The organism is Pseudomonas sp. IT-93MI4 (assembly GCF_949767635.1).
Taxonomy (GTDB): domain Bacteria; phylum Pseudomonadota; class Gammaproteobacteria; order Pseudomonadales; family Pseudomonadaceae; genus Aquipseudomonas; species Aquipseudomonas putida_A.
In genome coordinates, this window is the sequence record NZ_CATKPP010000002.1 from 164,444 (window position 1) to 185,377 (window position 20,934).

General features: G+C 60.5%; 14 protein-coding genes and 2 pseudogenes. 15 read left to right on the top strand and 1 reads right to left on the bottom strand.

Annotation, left to right across the window (positions count from 1 at the left end):
* Positions 1-639: 639 nt before the first annotated feature.
* The 3 genes and pseudogenes from ACM6I7_RS01745 to ACM6I7_RS01755 all read left to right on the top strand — a co-directional run.
* A pseudogene (locus ACM6I7_RS01745) lies at positions 640-1,608 on the top strand (cache domain-containing protein); the annotation flags it as partial.
* 381 nt (positions 1,609-1,989) lie between these two features.
* Positions 1,990-2,514: pseudogene (locus ACM6I7_RS01750) on the top strand (methyl-accepting chemotaxis protein); the annotation flags it as partial.
* 189 nt (positions 2,515-2,703) lie between these two features.
* Positions 2,704-4,050 (top strand): CoA transferase, encoded by a 1,347-nt coding sequence (locus tag ACM6I7_RS01755; RefSeq protein WP_414887850.1) that lies wholly within the window; start codon positions 2,704-2,706, stop codon positions 4,048-4,050.
* Positions 4,051-4,170: 120 nt separating this feature from the next.
* Here the strand turns inward: ACM6I7_RS01755 and arcD (ACM6I7_RS01760) are convergent, their stop codons facing one another.
* Positions 4,171-5,598 carry an arginine-ornithine antiporter gene (gene arcD, locus ACM6I7_RS01760; RefSeq protein ID WP_027612550.1) on the bottom strand — a complete coding sequence of 476 codons (1,428 nt, stop codon included), beginning with the start codon at positions 5,596-5,598 and terminating at the stop codon, positions 4,171-4,173.
* Positions 5,599-6,021: 423 nt separating this feature from the next.
* On the opposite strand from arcD (ACM6I7_RS01760), the gene arcD (ACM6I7_RS01765) reads away from it, so the two are divergent.
* From arcD (ACM6I7_RS01765) to ACM6I7_RS01820, 12 genes are all read left to right on the top strand, one after another.
* Positions 6,022-7,449 (top strand): arginine-ornithine antiporter, encoded by a 1,428-nt coding sequence (arcD, locus tag ACM6I7_RS01765; RefSeq protein WP_097085936.1) that lies wholly within the window; start codon positions 6,022-6,024, stop codon positions 7,447-7,449.
* Between the two features lie 31 nt (positions 7,450-7,480).
* Positions 7,481-8,737: an arginine deiminase gene (gene arcA / locus ACM6I7_RS01770; protein WP_150368611.1), complete on the top strand. Its 1,257-nt coding sequence runs from the start codon at positions 7,481-7,483 to the stop codon at positions 8,735-8,737.
* Positions 8,738-8,806: 69 nt separating this feature from the next.
* Complete coding sequence (locus ACM6I7_RS01775) at positions 8,807-9,817, top strand: ornithine carbamoyltransferase (RefSeq protein ID WP_003227481.1); 1,011 nt, start codon at positions 8,807-8,809, stop codon at positions 9,815-9,817.
* Positions 9,818-10,006: 189 nt separating this feature from the next.
* Positions 10,007-10,936: a carbamate kinase gene (gene arcC / locus ACM6I7_RS01780; protein ID WP_027612546.1), complete on the top strand. Its 930-nt coding sequence runs from the start codon at positions 10,007-10,009 to the stop codon at positions 10,934-10,936.
* 62 nt (positions 10,937-10,998) lie between these two features.
* The gene (locus tag ACM6I7_RS01785; protein ID WP_007908047.1) at positions 10,999-11,361 is read left to right on the top strand and encodes a DUF5064 family protein; all 363 of its coding nucleotides are present in this window, start codon (positions 10,999-11,001) and stop codon (positions 11,359-11,361) included.
* A 210-nt stretch (positions 11,362-11,571) separates the two neighbouring features.
* Positions 11,572-13,080, top strand: a complete 1,509-nt coding sequence (locus ACM6I7_RS01790; RefSeq protein WP_027612544.1) for a sigma-54-dependent transcriptional regulator — start codon at positions 11,572-11,574, stop codon at positions 13,078-13,080.
* A 439-nt stretch (positions 13,081-13,519) separates the two neighbouring features.
* A complete protein-coding gene (gene gcvH / locus ACM6I7_RS01795; protein ID WP_027612543.1) occupies positions 13,520-13,903 on the top strand; it encodes a glycine cleavage system protein GcvH in 384 nt (127 codons plus the stop codon).
* A gap of 11 nt (positions 13,904-13,914) precedes the next feature.
* Entirely contained in the window at positions 13,915-16,767 is a 2,853-nt protein-coding gene (gene gcvP / locus ACM6I7_RS01800) for an aminomethyl-transferring glycine dehydrogenase (protein WP_414887851.1), read from the top strand.
* A gap of 202 nt (positions 16,768-16,969) precedes the next feature.
* The gene (locus ACM6I7_RS01805; protein WP_336840455.1) at positions 16,970-18,346 is read left to right on the top strand and encodes an L-serine ammonia-lyase; all 1,377 of its coding nucleotides are present in this window, start codon (positions 16,970-16,972) and stop codon (positions 18,344-18,346) included.
* 135 nt (positions 18,347-18,481) lie between these two features.
* The gene (gene gcvT / locus ACM6I7_RS01810; RefSeq protein WP_414887852.1) at positions 18,482-19,606 is read left to right on the top strand and encodes a glycine cleavage system aminomethyltransferase GcvT; all 1,125 of its coding nucleotides are present in this window, start codon (positions 18,482-18,484) and stop codon (positions 19,604-19,606) included.
* Positions 19,607-20,009: 403 nt separating this feature from the next.
* A complete protein-coding gene (locus tag ACM6I7_RS01815; RefSeq protein WP_007934683.1) occupies positions 20,010-20,222 on the top strand; it encodes a cold-shock protein in 213 nt (70 codons plus the stop codon).
* Between the two features lie 97 nt (positions 20,223-20,319).
* The gene (locus tag ACM6I7_RS01820; protein WP_098965267.1) at positions 20,320-20,808 is read left to right on the top strand and encodes an RDD family protein; all 489 of its coding nucleotides are present in this window, start codon (positions 20,320-20,322) and stop codon (positions 20,806-20,808) included.
* The last annotated feature ends 126 nt before the right edge of the window (positions 20,809-20,934 follow it).

Sequence of the window (20,934 nt, forward strand, 5' to 3'; positions counted from 1 at the left end):
GGATGTGGCTTTTGTGGTGAGGGGATTTATCCCCGATTGGCTGCGCAGCAGCCACTAAATCAGGCATCCGCAGAGTTTCAGTTAAAACTGGTTGTCAGGTTTTGGGCCTGCTGCGCAGTCCATCGGGGATAAATCCCCTCACCACAAAGCCTCATCACCAACAGCTCCCCGGTGTTCATCAGGCTGAAACTTCCCTGTAATTAATCGCCTTTTCAGCACATTCCCCTGCGCAAACGTTTAGCGCTGACCGTTCGTCGGCAAGCGGCTCATGCCCTCTCGCTGCGCGCCGATGAGCAATGCATGGCGCTGAATGGATTTGGCGAACCGGGTAGTTCATCCCGTGGCCACCTGCTCATTCATTCACGAGATCGCCCCATGTTCGACTCTCTCTCCATTCGCCTGAAAATCGTCCTGCTCTCCGGCCTGTGCCTGCTGGGTGTGGTTGCGCTGATCGTCGGCATGAACATTTACCAGACCAACCAGAACGACGAACTGGTCAGCAACTCCAGCAACCAGTTGCTCACTGCCAGTGTGCAGAACCTGTTGCAGGCCAAAGCCGCCGAACAAGCAGTGCGGGTGCAGAAGACCTTTGGCGAAAGCCTGACGGTGATCACCGCGCTGGCCGATCAGATCAAGAACATGCGCCTGCTGGCCGCCAAGCGTTCACTGGACGCCGGGGCCCTGCGTGAAGAATTGAACCAGAGCCTGAAAACCGCGTTCGAGCGCAACGACAAGGTGCTCGGGATCTGGCTCGCCTTCGAACCCAACGGCCTCGACGGCAAGGACAGCGAGTTCGTCAACGACGCCGCGCGCCAGTCCAACGAAGCCGGGCGTTTTGCGAGCTACTGGAGCCGCGCTGCCGGCTCGGCGCTGAACACGATCATGGTCGAAGAAGACATGACCAAGACCACCCTCAGCGTCAGCGGCACGCCGTACAACAGCTGGTACACCTGCCCTCGTGACAACAAGCGTACTTGCCTGCTCGATCCGTATGCCGACACCGTGGGCGGCAAGGAAATGTTGATGACCACCATTTCCGTGCCGTTGATCGTCGACGGCAAGGCGATCGGCGTGGTCGGTGTCGACATCGCCCTCGATGCCCTGCAAGCAGCGGCGGTGGATTCCCAGCGCAACCTGTTCAACAACGCCGGGCACATGCTGATCGTATCCGGCAGCGGCGTATTGGCTGCCGACAGCTCGGACGCCGCCAAGGTCGGCAAAAAGATCGGCGACACCCTCGGCGCCGACGGCAAGGACGTGCTGCAACTGGTCAGCAGCGGCACGCCGAAGATTCTCGAACAGGGCGAGTTGATTCGCGCGGTGTACCCGGTGGATCCGATTGGCAACTCGCGGGCCTGGGGCGTGGTCATCGACCTGCCGAAACAGGTGCTGCTGGCCGACTCGGTGAAGCTGCAAGCGGTGCTCGACGACGCGCAGGAAACCGGCGTGATCACGGCGCTGGCGGTGGCTGTCGTCGCCGGGCTGATTGGCTTGTTGCTGATCTGGCTGACGGCTTCCGGCGTCACACGCCCGATCAACAGCGTCGCCGAGATGCTGAAGAACATCGCCAGCGGTGAAGGCGATCTGACCCAGCGCCTGAACTACAGCAAGAAGGATGAACTGGGCGAACTGGTGAACTGGTTCAACCGCTTCCTCGACAAGCTGCAACCGACCATCGCCCAGATCAAACAGAGCATCACTGAAGCGCGTGGCACTGCTGATCAGTCATCGGAAATCGCTCGCCAGACCAGCGAAGGCATGCAGGTGCAGTTCCGCGAAATCGATCAGGTCGCCACCGCCTCCAATGAAATGAGCGCCACTGCCCACGACGTCGCCAACAGCGCGTCGAACGCGGCCAACGCCGCCAAGGGCGCCGATCAGTCGGCCAGGGACGGCCTGTCGATCATCGAGCGCAGCACCCGCGACATCAATCAACTGGCCGACGAAGTCAGCAAAGCGGTGACCGAAGTCGAAGCACTGGCAGTCAACAGCGAGCAGATCGGCTCGGTGCTGGAAGTGATCCGCAGCATCGCCGAACAGACCAACCTGCTGGCGCTCAACGCCGCGATCGAAGCGGCCCGCGCCGGGGAAAGCGGCCGTGGTTTCGCGGTGGTGGCCGACGAGGTGCGCAACCTCGCCAAGCGCACTCAGGATTCGGTGGAAGAAATCCGCATCGTCATCGAGCGCATCCAGACCGGCACCCGTGGCGTGGTCGCGACCATGCATTCGAGCCAGACCCAGGCGCACAACAACGCCGGGCAGATCCGCCAGGCGGTGGATGCGCTGGGCAAGATCAGCGATGCGGTGACCGTGATCAGCGACATGAACCTGCAGATCGCCAGCGCCGCCGAACAGCAGAGCGCTGTGGCCGAAGAGGTCAACCGCAACGTCTCGGCGATTCGCACCGTGACTGAAACCCTGACCGAGCAAGCTACCGAGTCGGCGGCGATCAGCAGCCAGCTCAATGCCCTGGCGAGCCAGCAGATGAAGCTGATGGATCAGTTCCGCGTCTAGCAAACTGCAAAAATCCCTGTGGGAGCGAGCCTGCTCGCGAAGACGGCAGCACATTCAACATCAAAGTGACTGATCCACCGCTTTCGCGAGCAGGCTCGCTCCCACAGGGGTAAGTGTTCACCTGCCGGAATTTCATCTGGCCCGAGATTTTTTTGCACTATCATCGCCCTCTCTCCCGGAGGGCCTTCGATGACTGATTTACTCACGTCCATTCAAGCCGCACTCGGCTTGCCCCACACGCCGATTCCGTTCACCGCCAGTGGCGCCCTGCCCTCGGCGTTCGCCGTCAGCGACCTGGCCTGCGCCAGCATCGGCGCTGCCGGTCAGGCCGTCAGCGAACTGCTCCGGCAACAGACCGGGCACTTGCCCGCCGTGGAAGTCGATCGGCGTCTGGCGTCGTTCTGGTTTGCCACCTCGTTGCGGCCGATCGGCTGGGAGATCCCGCCGCTGTGGGATCCGATTGCCGGCGACTACGCAACCGAAGACGGCTGGATCCGCCTGCACACCAACGCCCCACATCACCGTGCTGCGGCTGAAAGCGTGCTCGGTGCCTGCGCCGATCGCGCTGCCATGGCGGCGAAAGTCGCGCAGTGGAACAGCGCCGATCTGGAACAAGCGGTGGTCGAAGCCAACGGCTGCGCCGCCGAAATGCGCAGTTGGGCGCAATGGCAGCAGCATCCGCAAGGGATGGCAGTGAATGCCGAGCCGCTGGTGCATTTCATCGATTCGCAGGATGAAAAGGCCAACGCGTGGCAAGGCTCCGTGGAGCAACCGCTGGCCGGGCTCAAGGTGCTCGACCTGACCCGCGTGCTCGCCGGCCCCACCGCCAGCCGTTTTCTCGCGGGCCTCGGTGCCAACGTGCTGCGCATCGATCCGCCGAGCTGGAACGAGCCGGGTGTCATTCCCGACATGACTCTTGGCAAACGCTGTGCGCGGCTGGACCTGCAGCAACCGGACGATCGTGCAGTGTTCAAAAACCTGTTGAAGGACGCCGATATCCTCATACATGGCTACCGTGCCGATGCCCTGGAACACCTCGGTTTCGGCGCCGAACGCCGCCGACAACTGGCGCCGGGGCTGATCGACGTCTGCCTCAATGCCTACGGCTGGAGCGGCCCGTGGCAGAACCGTCGTGGTTTCGACAGCCTGGTGCAGATGAGCAGCGGCATCGCCGAGGCCGGACAGCGCTGGAAACAGGCTGACAAGCCGACGCCGCTGCCAGTGCAGGCGCTGGATCACGCGACCGGGTATCTGATGGCGGCGAGTGCGATCACATTGCTCACTGAACGTTTGCGCAGCGGTCGCGGCGGTTCTGCACGCTTGTCACTGGCGCGCACCGCCAAGTTGCTGATCGAGCACGGACCGGGAACGAGCGAAGCGTTGCGCGCCGAGGCTAAACAGGATCAAGACTCACGGGTGGAGCAGACCCCATGGGGGCCGGCGCATCGCTTGCTGGCACCGGTGAAGATCAGCGGGACGCCGCTGCAGTGGGCGTTGCCGGCTACTGAATTGGGTTCGCATCGCGCGCAGTGGTGATGACCATTCGGGCCTCTTCGCGAGCAAGCCCGCTCCCACAGGGGAATGCATTTCAAATGTGGGAGCGGGCTTGCTCGCGAAGAGGCCCGCACTGACACCACCGATGCACAATCAATCCACCTACAACGACAACACTCCGCTGTACAAACCATACGCCGCCAGCCCCGCGCCGATCAGCACGCAGGCGAAAATACCTTTCTCGACAGGGGTGAACAGCGGCTCGCCCTGCTCATGCTTGGCCTTGGCGAACAGCACCACCCCCGGCGCATACAGCAGCGCCGACAGCAGCAAATACTTCACCCCGCCGGCATACAACAACCACACCGCGTAGCACAGGGCGATGCCGCCAATCAGCAGATCCTTGGTACGTTCGGCCGAGGCATGTTCGTAGGTTTCGCCACGTCCGCTGAGCAGCACCGCATACGCCGCCGACCACAGGTACGGCACCAGAATCATCGACGAAGCGAGGTAGATCAGGCTGGTGTAGGTGCCGGCGGAAAACAGTGTGATCAGCAGGAAAATCTGAATCATCACGTTGGTCAGCCACAGCGCATTGACCGGCACATGGTTGGCGTTTTCCTTTTTCAGGAACGCCGGCATGGTTTTGTCCCGGGCCGTGGCAAAGAGGATTTCCGCGCAGAGCAGCGCCCACGACAACAACGCGCCGAGCAAGGAAACCGCCAGACCGAGGCTGATCAGCAACGCGCCCCACGGCCCGACGATGTGCTCCAGCACCGCCGCCAGCGACGGGTTCTGCAAAGTCGCGAGTTCGGGCTGGCTCATGATCCCCAGCGACAGCACGTTGACCAGCACCAACAGCGCCAGCACACCGAGGAAGCCGATCACCGTGGCGCGCCCGACGTCGCTGCGTTTCTCCGCCCGCGCCGAATAGACGCTGGCGCCCTCGATGCCGATGAACACGAACACCGTCACCAGCATCATGTTGCGCACCTGATCCATCACCCCGCCGAAGCTCGGGTTGCTGCGGCCCCAGATGTCGCGGGTGAAAATGTCGGCCTTGAACGCCACGGCGGCAATCACGATGAACATGATCAACGGCACGATCTTGGCGACCGTGGTCACCTGATTGATGAACGCCGCCTCCTTGATCCCGCGCATCACCAGAAAATGCACCGCCCACAGCAGCACCGATGCGCAGCCGATGGCGATTGGCGTGTTGCCCTGGCCGAATACCGGGAAGAAGTAACCGAGGGTGCTGAACAGCAACACGAAATAACCGACGTTGCCCAGCCACGCGCTGATCCAGTAGCCCCAGGCGGACGAGAAACCCATGTAGTCGCCAAACCCGGCCTTGGCGTAGGCGTAGACGCCGGAGTCCAGTTCAGGCTTGCGGTTGGCCAGGGTCTGGAACACGAAGGCCAAGGTCAGCATGCCGATGGCGGTGATCCCCCAGCCGATCAGGATTGCCCCGGCATCGGCGCGGGCCGCCATGTTCTGCGGCAGGGAAAAAATCCCCCCGCCAATCATCGAACCCACCACCAGGGCGATCAACGCACCCAGTCGCAGCTTTTGCGTCGGTTGCGACATTCTTGTCTCCCTTCATTCATTTGTAACAACTATTAACTAAACGCCTGATACCAGACGACGTTTATCAGGTAATACCGAGAAACACTCGTTTATATATAGCGACTGACGCTAACGCCTAGCACGCTAAGACAGTTTTGTGCGCGAATCCTAATAAATCAATTCTGTACTGAAAACAGATGCTGAAAATTTGCCAAAAGCTGAAAAACAACTAGCGTGATAACTCTAAAGTAATAAGACCAATTCCCAACCACATCAGGCAAAAGCCTCTAGGACGGGCTTTCCAGGCGATAGCGTTATGCCTCCAGTTGTTTCATAAGTCATTCATTAACAATGGAATGTGGCCATGCACTGATCTATGTCAGCTGATTGAACAGACAACAGATCTACGCTGTGAACTCTTCTCTCCTGCAATGGAGTCATGCAATGTCTGAAGCTCCCGGAAAACTACGACTCGGTGCACTGGTTGCCTTGGTAGTCGGCTCAATGATTGGTGGCGGGATATTCTCTTTGCCACAAAACATGGCCGCCAGCGCCGACGTCGGCGCGGTATTGATTGGTTGGGCCATCACCGCTGTCGGCATGCTCACCCTCGCTTTTGTCTTTCAAACCCTCGCCAATCGCAAGCCTGACCTGGACGGCGGTGTCTACGCCTACGCCAAGGCCGGATTTGGCGACTACATGGGTTTCTCGTCCGCCTGGGGTTACTGGATCAGTGCCTGGCTGGGCAACGTTGGCTACTTTGTTCTGTTGTTCAGCACCCTCGGGTATTTCTTTCCGATTTTCGGCGAAGGCAACACGGTGGCCGCCGTCATCGGCGCCTCGGTGCTGCTATGGGCCGTGCACTTTCTGGTGCTGCGCGGGATCAAGGAAGCGGCGTTCATCAACCTCGTGACCACCGTTGCCAAGGTCGTGCCGCTGCTGCTGTTCGTGCTGATCGCGATCTTCGCCTTCAAACTGGACATCTTCACCGCTGACATCTGGGGCGTGAAAAACCCGGATCTGGGCAGCGTGATGAACCAGGTGCGCAACATGATGCTGGTTACCGTGTGGGTGTTCATCGGCATCGAGGGCGCGAGCATCTTCTCGGCGCGGGCGGAAAAACGCTCGGACGTCGGCAAGGCCACCGTCATCGGTTTCATCACCGTGCTGCTGTTCCTGGTGCTGGTCAACGTGCTGTCGCTGGGCATCATGACCCAGCCGGAACTGGCCAAACTGCAGAACCCGTCGATGGCCGCCGTGCTCGAACACGTGGTCGGTCACTGGGGCGCGGTGCTGATCAGCGTCGGCTTGATCATCTCGCTGCTGGGGGCGCTGCTGTCGTGGGTGCTGCTGTGTGCGGAGATCATGTTCGCCGCCGCCAAAGACCACACCATGCCAGAGTTCCTGCGCAAGGAAAACGCCAACCACGTACCGGTCAACGCCCTGTGGCTGACCAACGCGATGGTCCAGCTGTTCCTGATCATCACCCTGTTTTCGGCCAGCACTTACCTGTCGCTGATCTACCTCGCCACTTCGATGATTCTGGTGCCGTACCTGTGGTCGGCGGCCTATGCCCTGTTGCTGGCGGTGCGCGGCGAAAGCTACGAAGGCTTCGCGGCCGAACGACGCAAGGATCTGATTATCGGCGGCATCGCGCTGATCTACGCGGTGTGGCTGCTGTATGCCGGCGGGGTCAAGTATCTGCTGCTCTCGGCCCTGCTCTACGCACCCGGCGCGATCCTGTTCGCCAAGGCCAAGCTGGAACTCAAACAACCGATTTTCACTAACGTCGAGAAGCTGATTTTCGCCGCAGTGGTCGTGGGTGCCCTGGTGGCTGCCTACGGTCTCTACGACGGCTTCCTGACCTTGTAACCCTTGATTTGTAATCTGGAGGATCACTGCAATGACCACGGAAAAAGTTAAGTACGGCGTCCATTCCGAAGCCGGCAAACTGCGCAAAGTCATGGTTTGCTCCCCAGGTCTGGCCCATCAGCGGCTGACCCCGAACAACTGCGATGAACTGCTGTTCGATGATGTGCTGTGGGTGGCCCAGGCCAAGCGCGACCACTTCGACTTCGTCACCAAGATGCGCGAACGCGGGATCGACGTGCTGGAAATGCACAACCTGCTGACCGACATCGTCGCCATCCCGGAAGCGCTGGACTGGATTCTCGAGCGCAAGGTCACCGCCGACTCGGTGGGCCTGGGCCTGATCAGCGAAGTGAAATCCTGGCTGAAGAGCCTTGAGCCGCGACACATCGCCGAATACCTGATTGGTGGCGTATCCGCCGACGATCTGCCGGACAGCTTCGGTGGCAAGACCATCCAGATGTTCCGCGACTTCCTCGGCCACTCCAGCTTTATCCTGCCGCCGCTGCCGAACACCCAGTTCACCCGCGACACCACTTGCTGGATCTACGGTGGCGTGACGCTGAACCCGATGTACTGGCCGGCGCGTCGTCAGGAAACCCTGCTAACTACCGCCATCTACAAGTTCCACCCGCAGTTCACCAACGCCGATTTCGAAATCTGGTACGGCGACCCGGACAAGGATCACGGCAGCTCGACCCTCGAGGGCGGCGACGTGATGCCGATCGGCAACGGCGTGGTGTTGATCGGCATGGGCGAACGCTCGTCGCGTCAGGCCATCGGCCAACTGGCGCTGAACCTGTTCAAGAACAAAGCGGTGGAAAAAGTCATCGTCGCCGGCCTGCCGAAGTCCCGCGCCGCGATGCACCTGGACACCGTGTTCAGTTTCTGCGATCGCGACCTGGTGACGATTTTTCCGGAAGTGGTCAACCAGATCGTCGCCTTCACCCTGCGCCCTGACGAAAGCAAACAGGGCGGCATCGACATTCGCCGCGAAGAAGGCAGCTTCCTCGACACCGTGGCCAAAGCCCTCAACCTGCCGAAGCTGCGCGTGGTGGAAACCGGCGGCAACAGCTTCGCCGCCGAACGCGAGCAATGGGACGACGGCAATAACGTGGTGGCCGTGGAACCGGGCGTGGTCATCGGCTACGACCGCAACACCTACACCAACACCCTGCTGCGCAAGGCCGGCGTGGAGGTCATCACCATCAGCGCCGGCGAACTCGGTCGCGGGCGTGGCGGCGGCCACTGTATGACCTGCCCGATCATCCGCGACCCGATCGATTACTAAACCTCTGAGCCTTGGCCGCGACTTACAAAGCGCGGCCAGGGGGATAACCGACACCGAAGGAGATCCATCATGGCTTTTAACATTCACAACCGTAACTTGCTCAGCCTGGAACACCACACCCCACGTGAGCTGCGTTACCTGCTCGACCTGTCCCGCGATCTGAAACGCGCGAAATACACCGGCACCGAACAGCAACACCTGAAGGGCAACAACATCGCCCTGATCTTCGAAAAAACCTCGACCCGCACCCGTTGCGCGTTCGAAGTGGCGGCCTACGACCAAGGCGCCAATGTCACCTACATCGACCCGAACTCGTCGCAGATCGGCCACAAGGAAAGCATGAAAGACACGGCCCGCGTGCTGGGTCGCATGTACGACGCCATCGAATACCGTGGTTTCAAACAGGAAATCGTCGAAGAGCTGGCGAAGTTCGCCGGGGTGCCGGTGTTCAACGGCCTGACTGATGAATATCACCCAACGCAAATGATCGCCGACGTGCTGACCATGCGTGAACACGCCGACAAGCCGATCCACGAAATCAGCTACGCCTACCTCGGCGACGCGCGCAACAACATGGGCAACTCGCTGCTGCTGGTCGGCGCCAAGCTCGGCATGGACGTGCGCATCTGCGCGCCGAAGGCCCTGTGGCCGCACGACGATTTGGTCGATCGCTGCAAGAAATACGCGGAAGAATCCGGCGCGCGCATCACCCTGACCGAAGACCCGAAAGCCGCGGTCAAAGGCGTCGATTTCATCCACACCGACGTCTGGGTGTCGATGGGCGAGCCGGTTGAAGCCTGGGCCGAACGTATCCAGCAACTGCTGCCGTACCAGGTCAACAAAGAGCTGATGAAAGCCACCGGCAACCCGCGCACCAAGTTCATGCACTGCCTGCCGGCGTTTCACAACAGCGATACCAAGGTCGGCAAACAGATTGCCGAACAGTATCCGCACCTGGCCAACGGCATCGAAGTCACCGACGACGTGTTCGAGTCGCCCGCCTGCATCGCCTTCGAGCAAGCGGAAAACCGCATGCACACGATCAAGGCGATCCTGGTCTCGACCCTGGCTGATCTGTAACCGGAATAGCTCCCACTGAAAGAACCGGCTCCAAATGTGGGAGCGGGCTTGCTCGCGAAAGCGGTGTGTCATTCAACAGCCATGTCGACTGATCCGCCGCCTTCGGGAGCAAGCCCCCTCCCACATGGAATTCCGGTTCCGACAGGGAAACCGAGTCGTTTGCCATTTCTCTGCTGAAAGGATTGCACCATGCGTATCGTCGTAGCTCTGGGCGGTAACGCCCTGCTCCGTCGTGGCGAGCCGATGACCGCTGACAACCAGCGCGCCAACATCCGCATCGCCACCGAGCAAATCGCCAAGATCCATCCCGGCAATCAACTGGTCATCGCCCACGGCAATGGCCCGCAAGTCGGCCTGCTGTCGCTGCAGGCAGCGGCCTACACCTCCGTCACCCCTTACCCGCTGGACGTGCTCGGTGCCGAAACCGAAGGCATGATCGGCTACATCATCGAACAGGAACTGGGCAACCTGCTGGACTTCGAAGTGCCGTTCGCCACCCTGCTGACCCAGGTTGAAGTCGACGCCAAGGACCCGGCCTTCCAGAATCCAACCAAACCGATCGGCCCGGTCTACGACAAGGCTGAAGCGGAAAAACTCGCTGCTGAAAAAGGCTGGGCCATCGCTCCGGACGGCGACAAGTTCCGTCGTGTGGTGGCCAGCCCACGGCCAAAACGCATCTTCGAGATCCGTCCGATCAAGTGGCTGCTGGACAAGGGCAGCATCGTCATCTGCGCCGGTGGCGGCGGCATTCCGACCATGTACGACGAGCACCGCAACCTCAAGGGCATCGAGGCGGTAATCGACAAGGATCTGTGCTCGTCGCTGCTCGCCGAGCAACTGGAAGCTGACTTGCTGGTGATCGCCACCGACGTCAACGCGGCGTTCGTCGACTATGGCAAGCCGTCGCAGAAAGCCATCGCCGAAGCCCACCCGGATGAACTCGAACGCCTCGGTTTCGCCGCTGGCTCCATGGGGCCGAAGGTGCAGGCAGCCTGCGAATTCGCGCGCCATACTGGCAAGGTCGCGGTGATCGGTTCGCTCGCGGACATCGAAGCGATCGTCCAGGGCACTGCCGGCACACGCGTCAGCACGGCGAAGCCGGGCATCAGCTATCGATAATTAGAAACTCAAGGGCAGGCCCAGGGGGCTGCCCTTCTCCCATGCCTTGAAAGGAGAAACCCATGGCCCAGTTTGAACCCGGTCATTTGCATATTGAGCGGCACGCGCTGACTCCGGATGACGTCAGTTACAACGTGCACCTCGACTATGAAGTGTTCACCGATCCGCAGAAAGGCAAAGGCATACAGTTCACGATGCACGGCAACCTTCAGGGCAAGGACATGAAAGAGACCTTCTTCCTGCCCAAAGAGGAGGCCTACAACTTTGCCAACAATGTGACGAAAATCGCCGAGAAGTACGGCATTCCCAAGACCCACAGCCAGATCGGCTCGGTTCACAAGCATTACGACATGATGTTTGAAGACATCCGCAAGCAACTTGATATGAAGTCCGGCGACCCGGTCAATCTCGAGCACTTCGAATAACCTGGATTTTGCACATCCCCTGTAGGAGTGAGCCTGCTCGCGATAGCGGTGTATCAGTCAACATCGTTGTTTCTGACACACCGCTATCGCGAGCAGGCTCACTCCTACAAGGGATCCGTGTTGGCCTGAAATCCTGTGTCCGGTTTCACCATTAGCCCGCCCCAAGGCATACTTGCCCCCCTCCGCATTCCAGAACACTGAACCGCCCCCATGCGTATCCACGTCAGCTTCATCGACCGCGTCGGCATCACCCAGGAAGTCCTGGCTATCCTCGGTGGGCGCAATCTCAATCTGGATGCGGTGGAGATGATTCCGCCCAACGTCTACATCGATGCACCGACCTTGAGCCCGCAAGTGCTCGAAGAGCTCAAAGATGCGTTGTTTCGGGTGCGCGGTGTGGAGGCCGTGGTGGTGGTCGACATCCTCCCTGGTCAGCGCCGGCACCTGCAGCTCGATGCGTTGCTCGCGGCGATGACCGATCCGGTACTCGCCCTCGATAGCGCCGGCAAGGTGCTGCTGGCCAACCCGGCACTGATTGCGCTGTACGGGCGTGAACCGGCGGGGGAAAGTGTCTCTGAGCTGTTCAACGATCCCGGCCTGCTGGAAACCCTGCTCGAACAAGGCTTCCGCCTGCCGCTGCGCGAGATCACTGTCAATGGCCAGACCCTGCTGCTCGACGCCACACCGATCACCGACGCCGGCGCGCTGCTGACCCTTTATCAGCCAAACCGCATCGGTGAACAGCTCTCGGCATTGCACCATGACCACGCCGAAGGCTTCGATGCGCTGCTCGGCGAATCCCCGGCGATCCGTACGCTGAAGGCCCGCGCGCAACGAGTCGCAGCCCTCGACGCACCGCTGCTGATTCAAGGCGAAACCGGCACCGGTAAAGAACTGGTGGCCCGCGCTTGCCACGCGATCAGTGCGCGGCACAGTGCGCCGTTTCTCGCGCTGAACTGCGCGGCGCTGCCGGAAAACCTCGCCGAGAGCGAACTGTTCGGCTACGCCCCCGGTGCCTTTACCGGCGCGCAACGTGGCGGCAAACCGGGGCTGATGGAACTGGCCAACCAGGGCACGGTGTTTCTCGACGAGATCGGCGAGATGTCGCCGTACTTGCAGGCCAAGTTATTGCGCTTTCTGAATGACGGCAGCTTCCGTCGGGTCGGCGGTGATCGCGAAGTGAAGGTCAACGTGCGGATCCTCAGCGCGACCCACCGCGACCTGGAAAAAATGGTCAGCGAAGGCCTGTTCCGCGAAGACCTGTTCTACCGCCTCAACGTACTCAACGTTGAAGTGCCGCCGCTGCGTGAGCGTGGCCAGGACATTCTGCTGCTGGCGCGCTACTTCATGCAGCAGGCTTGTGCGCAGATTCAGCGTCCAGTCTGTCGCCTTGCGCCCGGTACCTATCCGGCGCTGCTTGGTAATCGTTGGCCGGGTAACGTGCGCCAGTTGCAGAACGTGATCTTCCGCGCCGCGGCGATCTGCGAAAGCAGCCTGGTCGATATTGGTGATCTCGACATCGCCGGCACCTCGGTGGCGCGGCAGACCGACAGCGACGTCGACAGCCTCGAACAAGCCGTCGAATCCTTCGAAAAATCGCTGCTGGAAAAACTCTACGTCAGCTACCCCTCGACCCGCCAACTGGCCAGCCGCCTGCAGACCTCGCACACGGCGATTGCCCATCGACTGCGCAAGTACGGCATTCCCAACAAACCGTAAGCCGCACGCGGTCAAAAATGTGGGAGCGGGCTTGCTCGCCAATGCGGTGGGCCATTCAACAGTGATGTCGACTGACCTGACGCTTTCGCGAGCAAGCCCGCTCCCACAGGGGGTTCATGTGACGGATTCGAAATCCGTTCAAAACCGACCTCCATCTGTACTGAAAGCGCTACAGCGGAACGATATCGATACACCCACCTCCAATCACCGCTGTGCAAGGCTTTGATCCGCTTCAGCTTTTCTCCCCGCCCCAAGCTGTAGCGATTTCGCTACAGAAGCCCCACACCCATCACAACCAGAAACACATAACCATTTGATTTATATATATAAATACAATCTGGCCGCGTTCTTGCTAAGTAACCGCTCATAAAATCAGGGCTTTCATGCCCAAGCCTTCCACCGCGTCCACCAGACGAGTCTGGCCCCCTTAGGAGTTTCCATGAGCGAGTTGCGTTTTACTGAAGATCACGAATGGCTGCGCACCGAAGCTGACGGCAGCGTTACTGTCGGCATCACCGCTTTCGCGCAGAACGCTTTGGGCGACGTGGTGTTCGTGCAACTGCCTGAGCTGCAGGCTTACGAAAAAGGCGCCGAAGCCGCCACCGTTGAATCGGTGAAAGCCGCCAGCGGCGTGTACATGCCGCTCGATGGTGAAGTTGTGGAAGTGAACCCGGCACTGGACGGCAGCCCGGAACTGGTCAACGAAGATCCGCTGGGCGAAGGCTGGTTCTTCCGCTTCCAGCCAAGCGACGCCGCCGCTGTCGGCAAACTGCTCGATCAAGACGCCTACGACCGCCTGATCAAAGCCCAAGCCGAAGCCTGAGGAGTAACGACATGACCCAAGTAAACCTCGGCACTGCCAACGAATTCATCGCCCGTCATATCGGCCCGCGCGCCGGTGACGAGCAAGCCATGCTCAACAGCCTCGGCTTCGACTCGCTCGAAGCGCTGAGCGCCAGCGTCATCCCGGAAAGCATCAAGGGCACCAGCGTGCTCGGCCTGGACGACGGCCTGAGCGAAGCCGATGCACTGGCGATGATCAAATCGATCGCCGGCAAAAACCAACTGTTCAAGACCTACATCGGCCAGGGCTACTACAACTGCCACACGCCGTCGCCAATCCTGCGCAACCTGCTGGAAAACCCGGCCTGGTACACCGCTTACACCCCGTACCAGCCGGAAATTTCCCAGGGCCGTCTCGAAGCGCTGCTGAACTTCCAGACCCTGATCAGCGACCTCACCGGCCTGCCGATCGCCAATGCCTCCTTGCTCGATGAAGCCACCGCCGCTGCCGAAGCCATGACCTTCTGCAAACGCCTGAGCAAGAACAAGGGCAGCCACCAGTTCTTCGCCTCGATCCACAGCCACCCGCAAACCCTCGACGTGCTGCGTACCCGTGCCGAGCCGCTGGGCATTGACGTGGTGGTTGGCGATGAGCGTGAACTGAGCGACGTCACGCCGTTTTTCGGAGCGCTGCTGCAATACCCGGCGAGCAACGGTGATGTGTTCGACTACCGCGAACTGACCGAGCGCTTCCACGCCGCCAACGCGCTGGTGGCGGTCGCTGCCGACCTGCTGGCCCTGACTTTGCTGACCGCCCCGGGCGAGTTCGGCGCCGACGTCGCCATCGGTTCCGCACAACGCTTCGGCGTACCGCTGGGCTTCGGTGGCCCGCACGCCGCTTACTTCTCCACCAAGGATGCGTTCAAGCGCGATATGCCGGGCCGTCTGGTCGGTGTTTCGGTTGACCGTTTCGGCAAACCGGCGCTGCGTCTGGCGATGCAGACCCGCGAGCAACACATCCGCCGCGAGAAGGCCACGTCGAACATCTGCACCGCGCAGGTGCTGCTGGCCAACATCGCCAGCATGTACGCCGTGTACCACGGCCCGAAAGGCCTGACCCAGATTGCCAACCGCGTGCATCACCTGACCGTGATTCTGGCCAAGGGCCTGAGCGCACTGGGCGCTAAAGTCGAGCAGACAAGCTTCTTCGACACCCTGACCGTAGCCACCGGCGCACACACCGCCGCGCTGCACGACAAGGCACACGCTGCACAGATCAACCTGCGGGTCATCGATGCCGAGCGTCTGGGCCTGTCGGTGGACGAAACCACCACGCAGGCTGACATCGAAACCCTATGGGGGCTGTTCGCCGACGGCAAGACCCTGCCGGACTTCGCTGCGCTGGGCGCGTCGGTGCAAAGCACCATCCCGGCGGCGCTTGTACGTCAGTCGCCGATCCTCAGCCACCCGGTGTTCAACCGTTATCACTCGGAAACCGAGCTGATGCGCTACCTGCGCAAACTGGCGGACAAGGACCTGGCACTGGATCGCACCATGATCCCGCTGGGCTCGTGCACCATGAAACTCAACGCCGCCAGCGAAATGATCCCGGTGACCTGGGCCGAATTCGGCGCCCTGCACCCGTTCGCTCCGGCTGCGCAGAGCGCCGGTTATCAGCAATTGACCGACGAACTGGAAGCGATGCTCTGCGCCGCCACCGGTTACGACGCGATCTCGCTGCAACCGAACGCCGGTTCGCAGGGTGAATACGCAGGCCTCTTGGCGATTCGCGCTTACCACCAGAGCCGTGGCGACGAGCGCCGCGATATCTGCCTGATCCCGTCGTCGGCCCACGGCACCAACCCGGCCACCGCCAACATGGCCGGCATGCGCGTGGTGGTGACCGCGTGCGATGCGCGTGGCAACGTCGATATCGAAGACCTGCGCGCCAAAGCCATCGAGCACCGCGAACACCTCGCGGCGCTGATGATCACCTACCCGTCGACCCACGGCGTGTTCGAAGAAGGCATCCGCGAAATCTGCGGGATCATTCATGACAACGGCGGCCAGGTGTACATCGACGGCGCCAACATGAACGCGATGGTCGGCCTCTGCGCACCGGGTAAATTCGGCGGCGACGTTTCGCACTTGAACCTGCACAAGACCTTCTGCATCCCACACGGCGGTGGCGGCCCGGGCGTCGGCCCGATTGGCGTCAAGTCGCACCTGACCCCGTTCCTGCCGGGTCACGGCCAAATGGCACGCAAGGAAGGCGCAGTCTGCGCAGCGCCGTTCGGCAGCGCGAGCATTCTGCCGATCACCTGGATGTACATTCGCATGATGGGCGGCGCCGGTCTCAAGCGTGCTTCGCAACTGGCGATCCTCAATGCCAACTACATTTCCCGTCGCCTCGAAGAGCACTATCCAGTGCTGTACACCGGCAGCAACGGGCTGGTGGCGCACGAATGCATCCTCGACCTGCGTCCACTGAAAGACAGCAGCGGCATCAGCGTCGATGACGTCGCCAAGCGTCTGATCGACTTCGGCTTCCACGCCCCGACCATGTCGTTCCCGGTCGCCGGCACGCTGATGATCGAGCCGACCGAAAGCGAATCCAAGGAAGAACTGGACCGCTTCTGCGACGCCATGATCCGCATCCGCGAAGAAATCCGCGCAGTGGAAAACGGCACGCTGGACAAGGACGACAACCCACTGAAGAACGCACCACACACAGCGGCGGAGCTGGTTGGCGAGTGGACCCACCCGTACAGCCGCGAGCAAGCGGTGTATCCGGTGGCGTCGTTGGTCGAAGGCAAATACTGGCCGCCGGTCGGTCGCGTCGACAACGTGTTCGGCGACCGCAACCTGGTCTGCGCCTGCCCGTCGATCGAAAGCTACGCTTAAGCGATGGAGGGGCAGGTTTATCTGCCCCTTTCTCCAGAACACCACAAATCCCTGTGGGAGCTGGCTTGCCAGCGATGAGGGTGGATCAGTCTCCATCTCTGTTGCCTGACACATCGCCATCGCTGGCAAGCCAGCTCCCACAAGGAACGCATCAAGCCTGATATTGCGCCAATTCCTATAACAAGAAACCGGAGAACAACTCATGTCGTTAAGCGTGTTCGACCTGTTCAAGATTGGCATCGGCCCTTCCAGCTCCCACACCGTCGGCCCGATGCGTGCCGCTGCGCGCTTCGCCGAAGGCCTGCGCCGCGATGACCTGTTGTTGGCCACCAGCACCGTCAAAGTCGAGCTGTACGGCTCGCTCGGTGCTACCGGCAAGGGACACGGCAGCGACAAAGCCGTGCTGCTCGGCCTTGAAGGTGAACACCCGGACACCGTCGATACCGAAACCGTCGCCGCGCGCCTGCAGGAAATTCGCGGCAATGGCCGGCTGAGTCTGCTCGGCGAACACAGCATTGTGTTCAATGAGAAAGAACACCTGGCGATGATCCGCAAGCCGTTGGCCTACCACCCCAACGGCATGATCTTTCGTGCCTTCGATGCTGCCGGTATTCAGATTCGCAGCCGCGAGTACTACTCGGTCGGTGGCGGCTTTGTGGTCGATGAAGATGCGGCTGGTGCCGACCGCATCGTCGAAGACGCGACACCGCTGACCTTCCCGTTCAAAAGTGCCAAGGACCTGCTCGGCCATTGCGCCACCTACGGCCTGTCCATCAGCCAGGTGATGCTGACCAATGAAAGTGCCTGGCGCCCTGAAGCGGAAACCCGCGCTGGTCTGCTGAAAATCTGGCAAGTGATGCAGGACTGCGTCGCCGCTGGCTGTCGCAACGAAGGCATTCTGCCGGGCGGGCTGAAGGTCAAACGCCGGGCGGCGGCGCTGCATCGGCAATTGTGCAAGAACCCGGAATCGGCGTTGCGCGATCCGCTGTCGGTGCTCGACTGGGTCAACCTTTATGCACTGGCGGTCAACGAAGAAAACGCCAACGGTGGTCGTGTAGTCACCGCGCCGACCAACGGCGCGGCGGGCATCATCCCGGCGGTGCTGCATTACTACATGCGCTTTATCCCGGGTGCGAACGATGACGGCGTGGTGCGCTTTCTGCTGACCGCCGCCGCGATCGGCATTCTGTACAAGGAAAACGCCTCGATCTCCGGCGCCGAAGTCGGCTGTCAGGGCGAGGTCGGCGTGGCTTGCTCGATGGCCGCCGGCGCGTTGTGTGAAGTGCTCGGCGGCAGCGTGCAGCAAGTCGAGAACGCGGCGGAAATCGGCATGGAACACAACCTCGGCCTGACCTGCGACCCGATTGGCGGGCTGGTGCAGGTGCCGTGTATCGAGCGCAACGCCATGGGTTCGGTGAAAGCGATCAACGCGGTGCGCATGGCCATGCGCGGCGACGGGCAACACTTCGTCTCCCTCGACAAAGTCATCCGCACCATGCGCCAGACCGGCGCCGACATGAAAAGCAAATACAAAGAGACCGCCCGCGGCGGTCTGGCAGTCAACATCATCGAATGCTGATTTATGTCCTCTCCTTTTGGTAGAGGACCGCACTTAGCCCCCTCTCCCTCCGGGAGAGGGCTGGGGTGAGGGGCTTTTGATCTTGATCTAAATCTAGCCCCATGCCCCCAAACTCAAACTTTCAAGGAGCCACGCATGTCCACCGAACAACTGTCGAAAACCCCGCTGCACGCTCTGCACATCGAACTCGGCGCCCGCATGGTGCCGTTCGCCGGCTACGACATGCCGGTGCAATACCCGCTGGGCGTGATGAAAGAACACCAGCACACCCGCGAGCAGGCCGGGCTGTTCGATGTCTCGCACATGGGCCAGATCCGCCTGACCGGCGCCAATGCCGCCAAGGCACTGGAAACCCTGGTACCGGTGGACATCATCGACCTGCCAGTGGGCATGCAGCGCTATGCGATGTTCACCAACGAGAGCGGCGGCATTCTCGATGATCTGATGGTCGCCAATCTGGGCAACGACGAGCTGTTCCTGGTGGTCAACGCCGCGTGCAAGGATCAGGATCTGGCGCATCTGCAAAAACACATTGGCGATCAGTGCACCATTACGGAGCTGTTCGAAGCGCGCGCGCTGCTGGCGTTGCAAGGCCCGGCTGCAGTCACCGTGCTGGCGCGTCTTGCGCCAGAGGTGGCGAAGATGACGTTCATGCAGTTCAATCGCGTGCAACTGCTGGGCGTGGATTGCTTCGTCAGCCGTTCGGGCTACACCGGTGAAGACGGTTTCGAAATCTCGGTGCCCGCCGCCGATGCAGAAAAACTCGCCCGCGCCCTGCTGGCCGAACCGGAAGTTCAGGCCATCGGCCTCGGCGCCCGCGACTCACTGCGCCTGGAAGCCGGCCTGTGCCTGTACGGGCACGACATGAACACCGAGACCACGCCGATCGAAGCCAGCCTGTTGTGGGCAATCTCCAAGCCACGCCGTGCCGACGGCGCGCGGGCCGGTGGTTTCCCGGGGGCAGAGACAGTTTTTGCTCAGCAGCAGAATGGCGTCGCGCGCAAACGCGTCGGTCTGCTGCCACAGGAACGTACGCCGGTGCGTGAAGGCGCAGAAATCGTCAACGACGCGGGCGAAATCATCGGCAGCGTGTGCAGCGGCGGCTTCGGTCCGACCTTGGGCGGGCCGTTGGCGATGGGTTACCTCGACAGCGCTTATGTCACCCTGGATACGCCAGTCTGGGCCATCGTTCGTGGGAAAAAGGTGCAAATGCTTGTAAGCAAAATGCCATTTGTTCCACAACGCTACTATCGTGGTTGATTGACTGTTTCTATAAGTAACGCGATTGCGTTATGCGTGCACTAATGTGTAACGCAATCGCCACAAAAAAGTGCATTTTCTAACATTTGATTCGATTATGAACTTTACTTATAACGTTCGAAAACTTTTGAACAAGCTAATCGTCTAAGCCGCACTAGTAGACTGACTAACTGCCAGCCGGGACAGTAAAACCGGGGCCTTCGCGGGGCTTGTTTTTTCTCCCGTAGTTGGCGTAGAGTTTGTCCACTGTGTTTGCATGGGTCAGCTTGGAATCGTGACCTGGGCAGTAGCCTACAAGTTAGCTACATCCCGCTCGACGTCTTCTTACTCTCCTGCAACCAGCCCCAGTACTCTTTCATGAGAAAGAGGCTGTCATCAATTTATGCGTCAAAGGAAATAAGAAATGTCCCAACGTCAGAGCGGTACCGTCAAGTGGTTTAACGACGAGAAAGGTTTTGGTTTTATCACTCCAGAAAGCGGTCCGGATCTGTTCGTGCATTTCCGCGCTATTCAGGGCAACGGCTTCAAGAGCCTGAAAGAAGGCCAGAAAGTGACCTTCGTTGCTGTGCAAGGCCAGAAAGGCATGCAGGCTGATGAAGTACAAGCAGAAGGTTAATCTTCTGTAACGAAAAAGCCCCTGATATTGATATCAGGGGCTTTTTTGTGCGCGCGAATCCGTAAAATGGCGCTTCATTTTGCGTCCAGAGGCTGCCATGTCGAAGAACCTGCTCACTCCCCAGGGCGACTTTCCTGCTGTTGGCCTCGGCCGGCGCCTGGCCGCGATGTTCTATGACTTCCTGTTGTGCACTGCCCTGCTGATCGTCACCGGATTCGTCTACAAGTTGATCCAGGCAGCGATCATCGGTGAAGAACGCCTGCGTGTGCTGACCGACGCCGGAAAAATGGATGGCGATCCGCTGTATTCCACAGTGTTGCTGTTGGTGCTGTTTGCGTTCTTCGCCAAGTTCTGGACCCACGGCGGGCAGACACTGGGCATGCAGGTATGGGGCATCCGCGTACAGAACGCCGATGGCAGCGCGATCAGCCTGTGGCAGGCGCTGCTGCGCTTCATGGTATCGATCGCTTCGTGGCTGTGCGCAGGGCTTGGATTCTTCTGGTCGCTGTACGACAAGCAGAAGCGCACCTGGCACGACATCTACTCCGATACCCGCGTGGTGCGGATTCCGAAGAAGAGCAAATAACTTCCTGACACCAGATACCAATGTGGGAGCGGGCTTGCTCGCGAAGGCGGTGTATCAGTCACCTTTTGCATCGACTGATACACCGCCTTCGCGAGCAAGCCCGCTCCCACAGTTTTTTGTCTGGCA

Coding starts and splice junctions, on each gene's coding strand:
- ACM6I7_RS01755 (WP_414887850.1), top strand. CDS start 2,704: ATGACTGATTTACTCACGTCCATTCAAGCCGCACTCGGCTTGCCCCAC.
- arcD (WP_027612550.1), bottom strand. CDS start 5,598: ATGTCGCAACCGACGCAAAAGCTGCGACTGGGTGCGTTGATCGCCCTG.
- arcD (WP_097085936.1), top strand. CDS start 6,022: ATGTCTGAAGCTCCCGGAAAACTACGACTCGGTGCACTGGTTGCCTTG.
- arcA (WP_150368611.1), top strand. CDS start 7,481: ATGACCACGGAAAAAGTTAAGTACGGCGTCCATTCCGAAGCCGGCAAA.
- ACM6I7_RS01775 (WP_003227481.1), top strand. CDS start 8,807: ATGGCTTTTAACATTCACAACCGTAACTTGCTCAGCCTGGAACACCAC.
- arcC (WP_027612546.1), top strand. CDS start 10,007: ATGCGTATCGTCGTAGCTCTGGGCGGTAACGCCCTGCTCCGTCGTGGC.
- ACM6I7_RS01785 (WP_007908047.1), top strand. CDS start 10,999: ATGGCCCAGTTTGAACCCGGTCATTTGCATATTGAGCGGCACGCGCTG.
- ACM6I7_RS01790 (WP_027612544.1), top strand. CDS start 11,572: ATGCGTATCCACGTCAGCTTCATCGACCGCGTCGGCATCACCCAGGAA.
- gcvH (WP_027612543.1), top strand. CDS start 13,520: ATGAGCGAGTTGCGTTTTACTGAAGATCACGAATGGCTGCGCACCGAA.
- gcvP (WP_414887851.1), top strand. CDS start 13,915: ATGACCCAAGTAAACCTCGGCACTGCCAACGAATTCATCGCCCGTCAT.
- ACM6I7_RS01805 (WP_336840455.1), top strand. CDS start 16,970: ATGTCGTTAAGCGTGTTCGACCTGTTCAAGATTGGCATCGGCCCTTCC.
- gcvT (WP_414887852.1), top strand. CDS start 18,482: ATGTCCACCGAACAACTGTCGAAAACCCCGCTGCACGCTCTGCACATC.
- ACM6I7_RS01815 (WP_007934683.1), top strand. CDS start 20,010: ATGTCCCAACGTCAGAGCGGTACCGTCAAGTGGTTTAACGACGAGAAA.
- ACM6I7_RS01820 (WP_098965267.1), top strand. CDS start 20,320: ATGTCGAAGAACCTGCTCACTCCCCAGGGCGACTTTCCTGCTGTTGGC.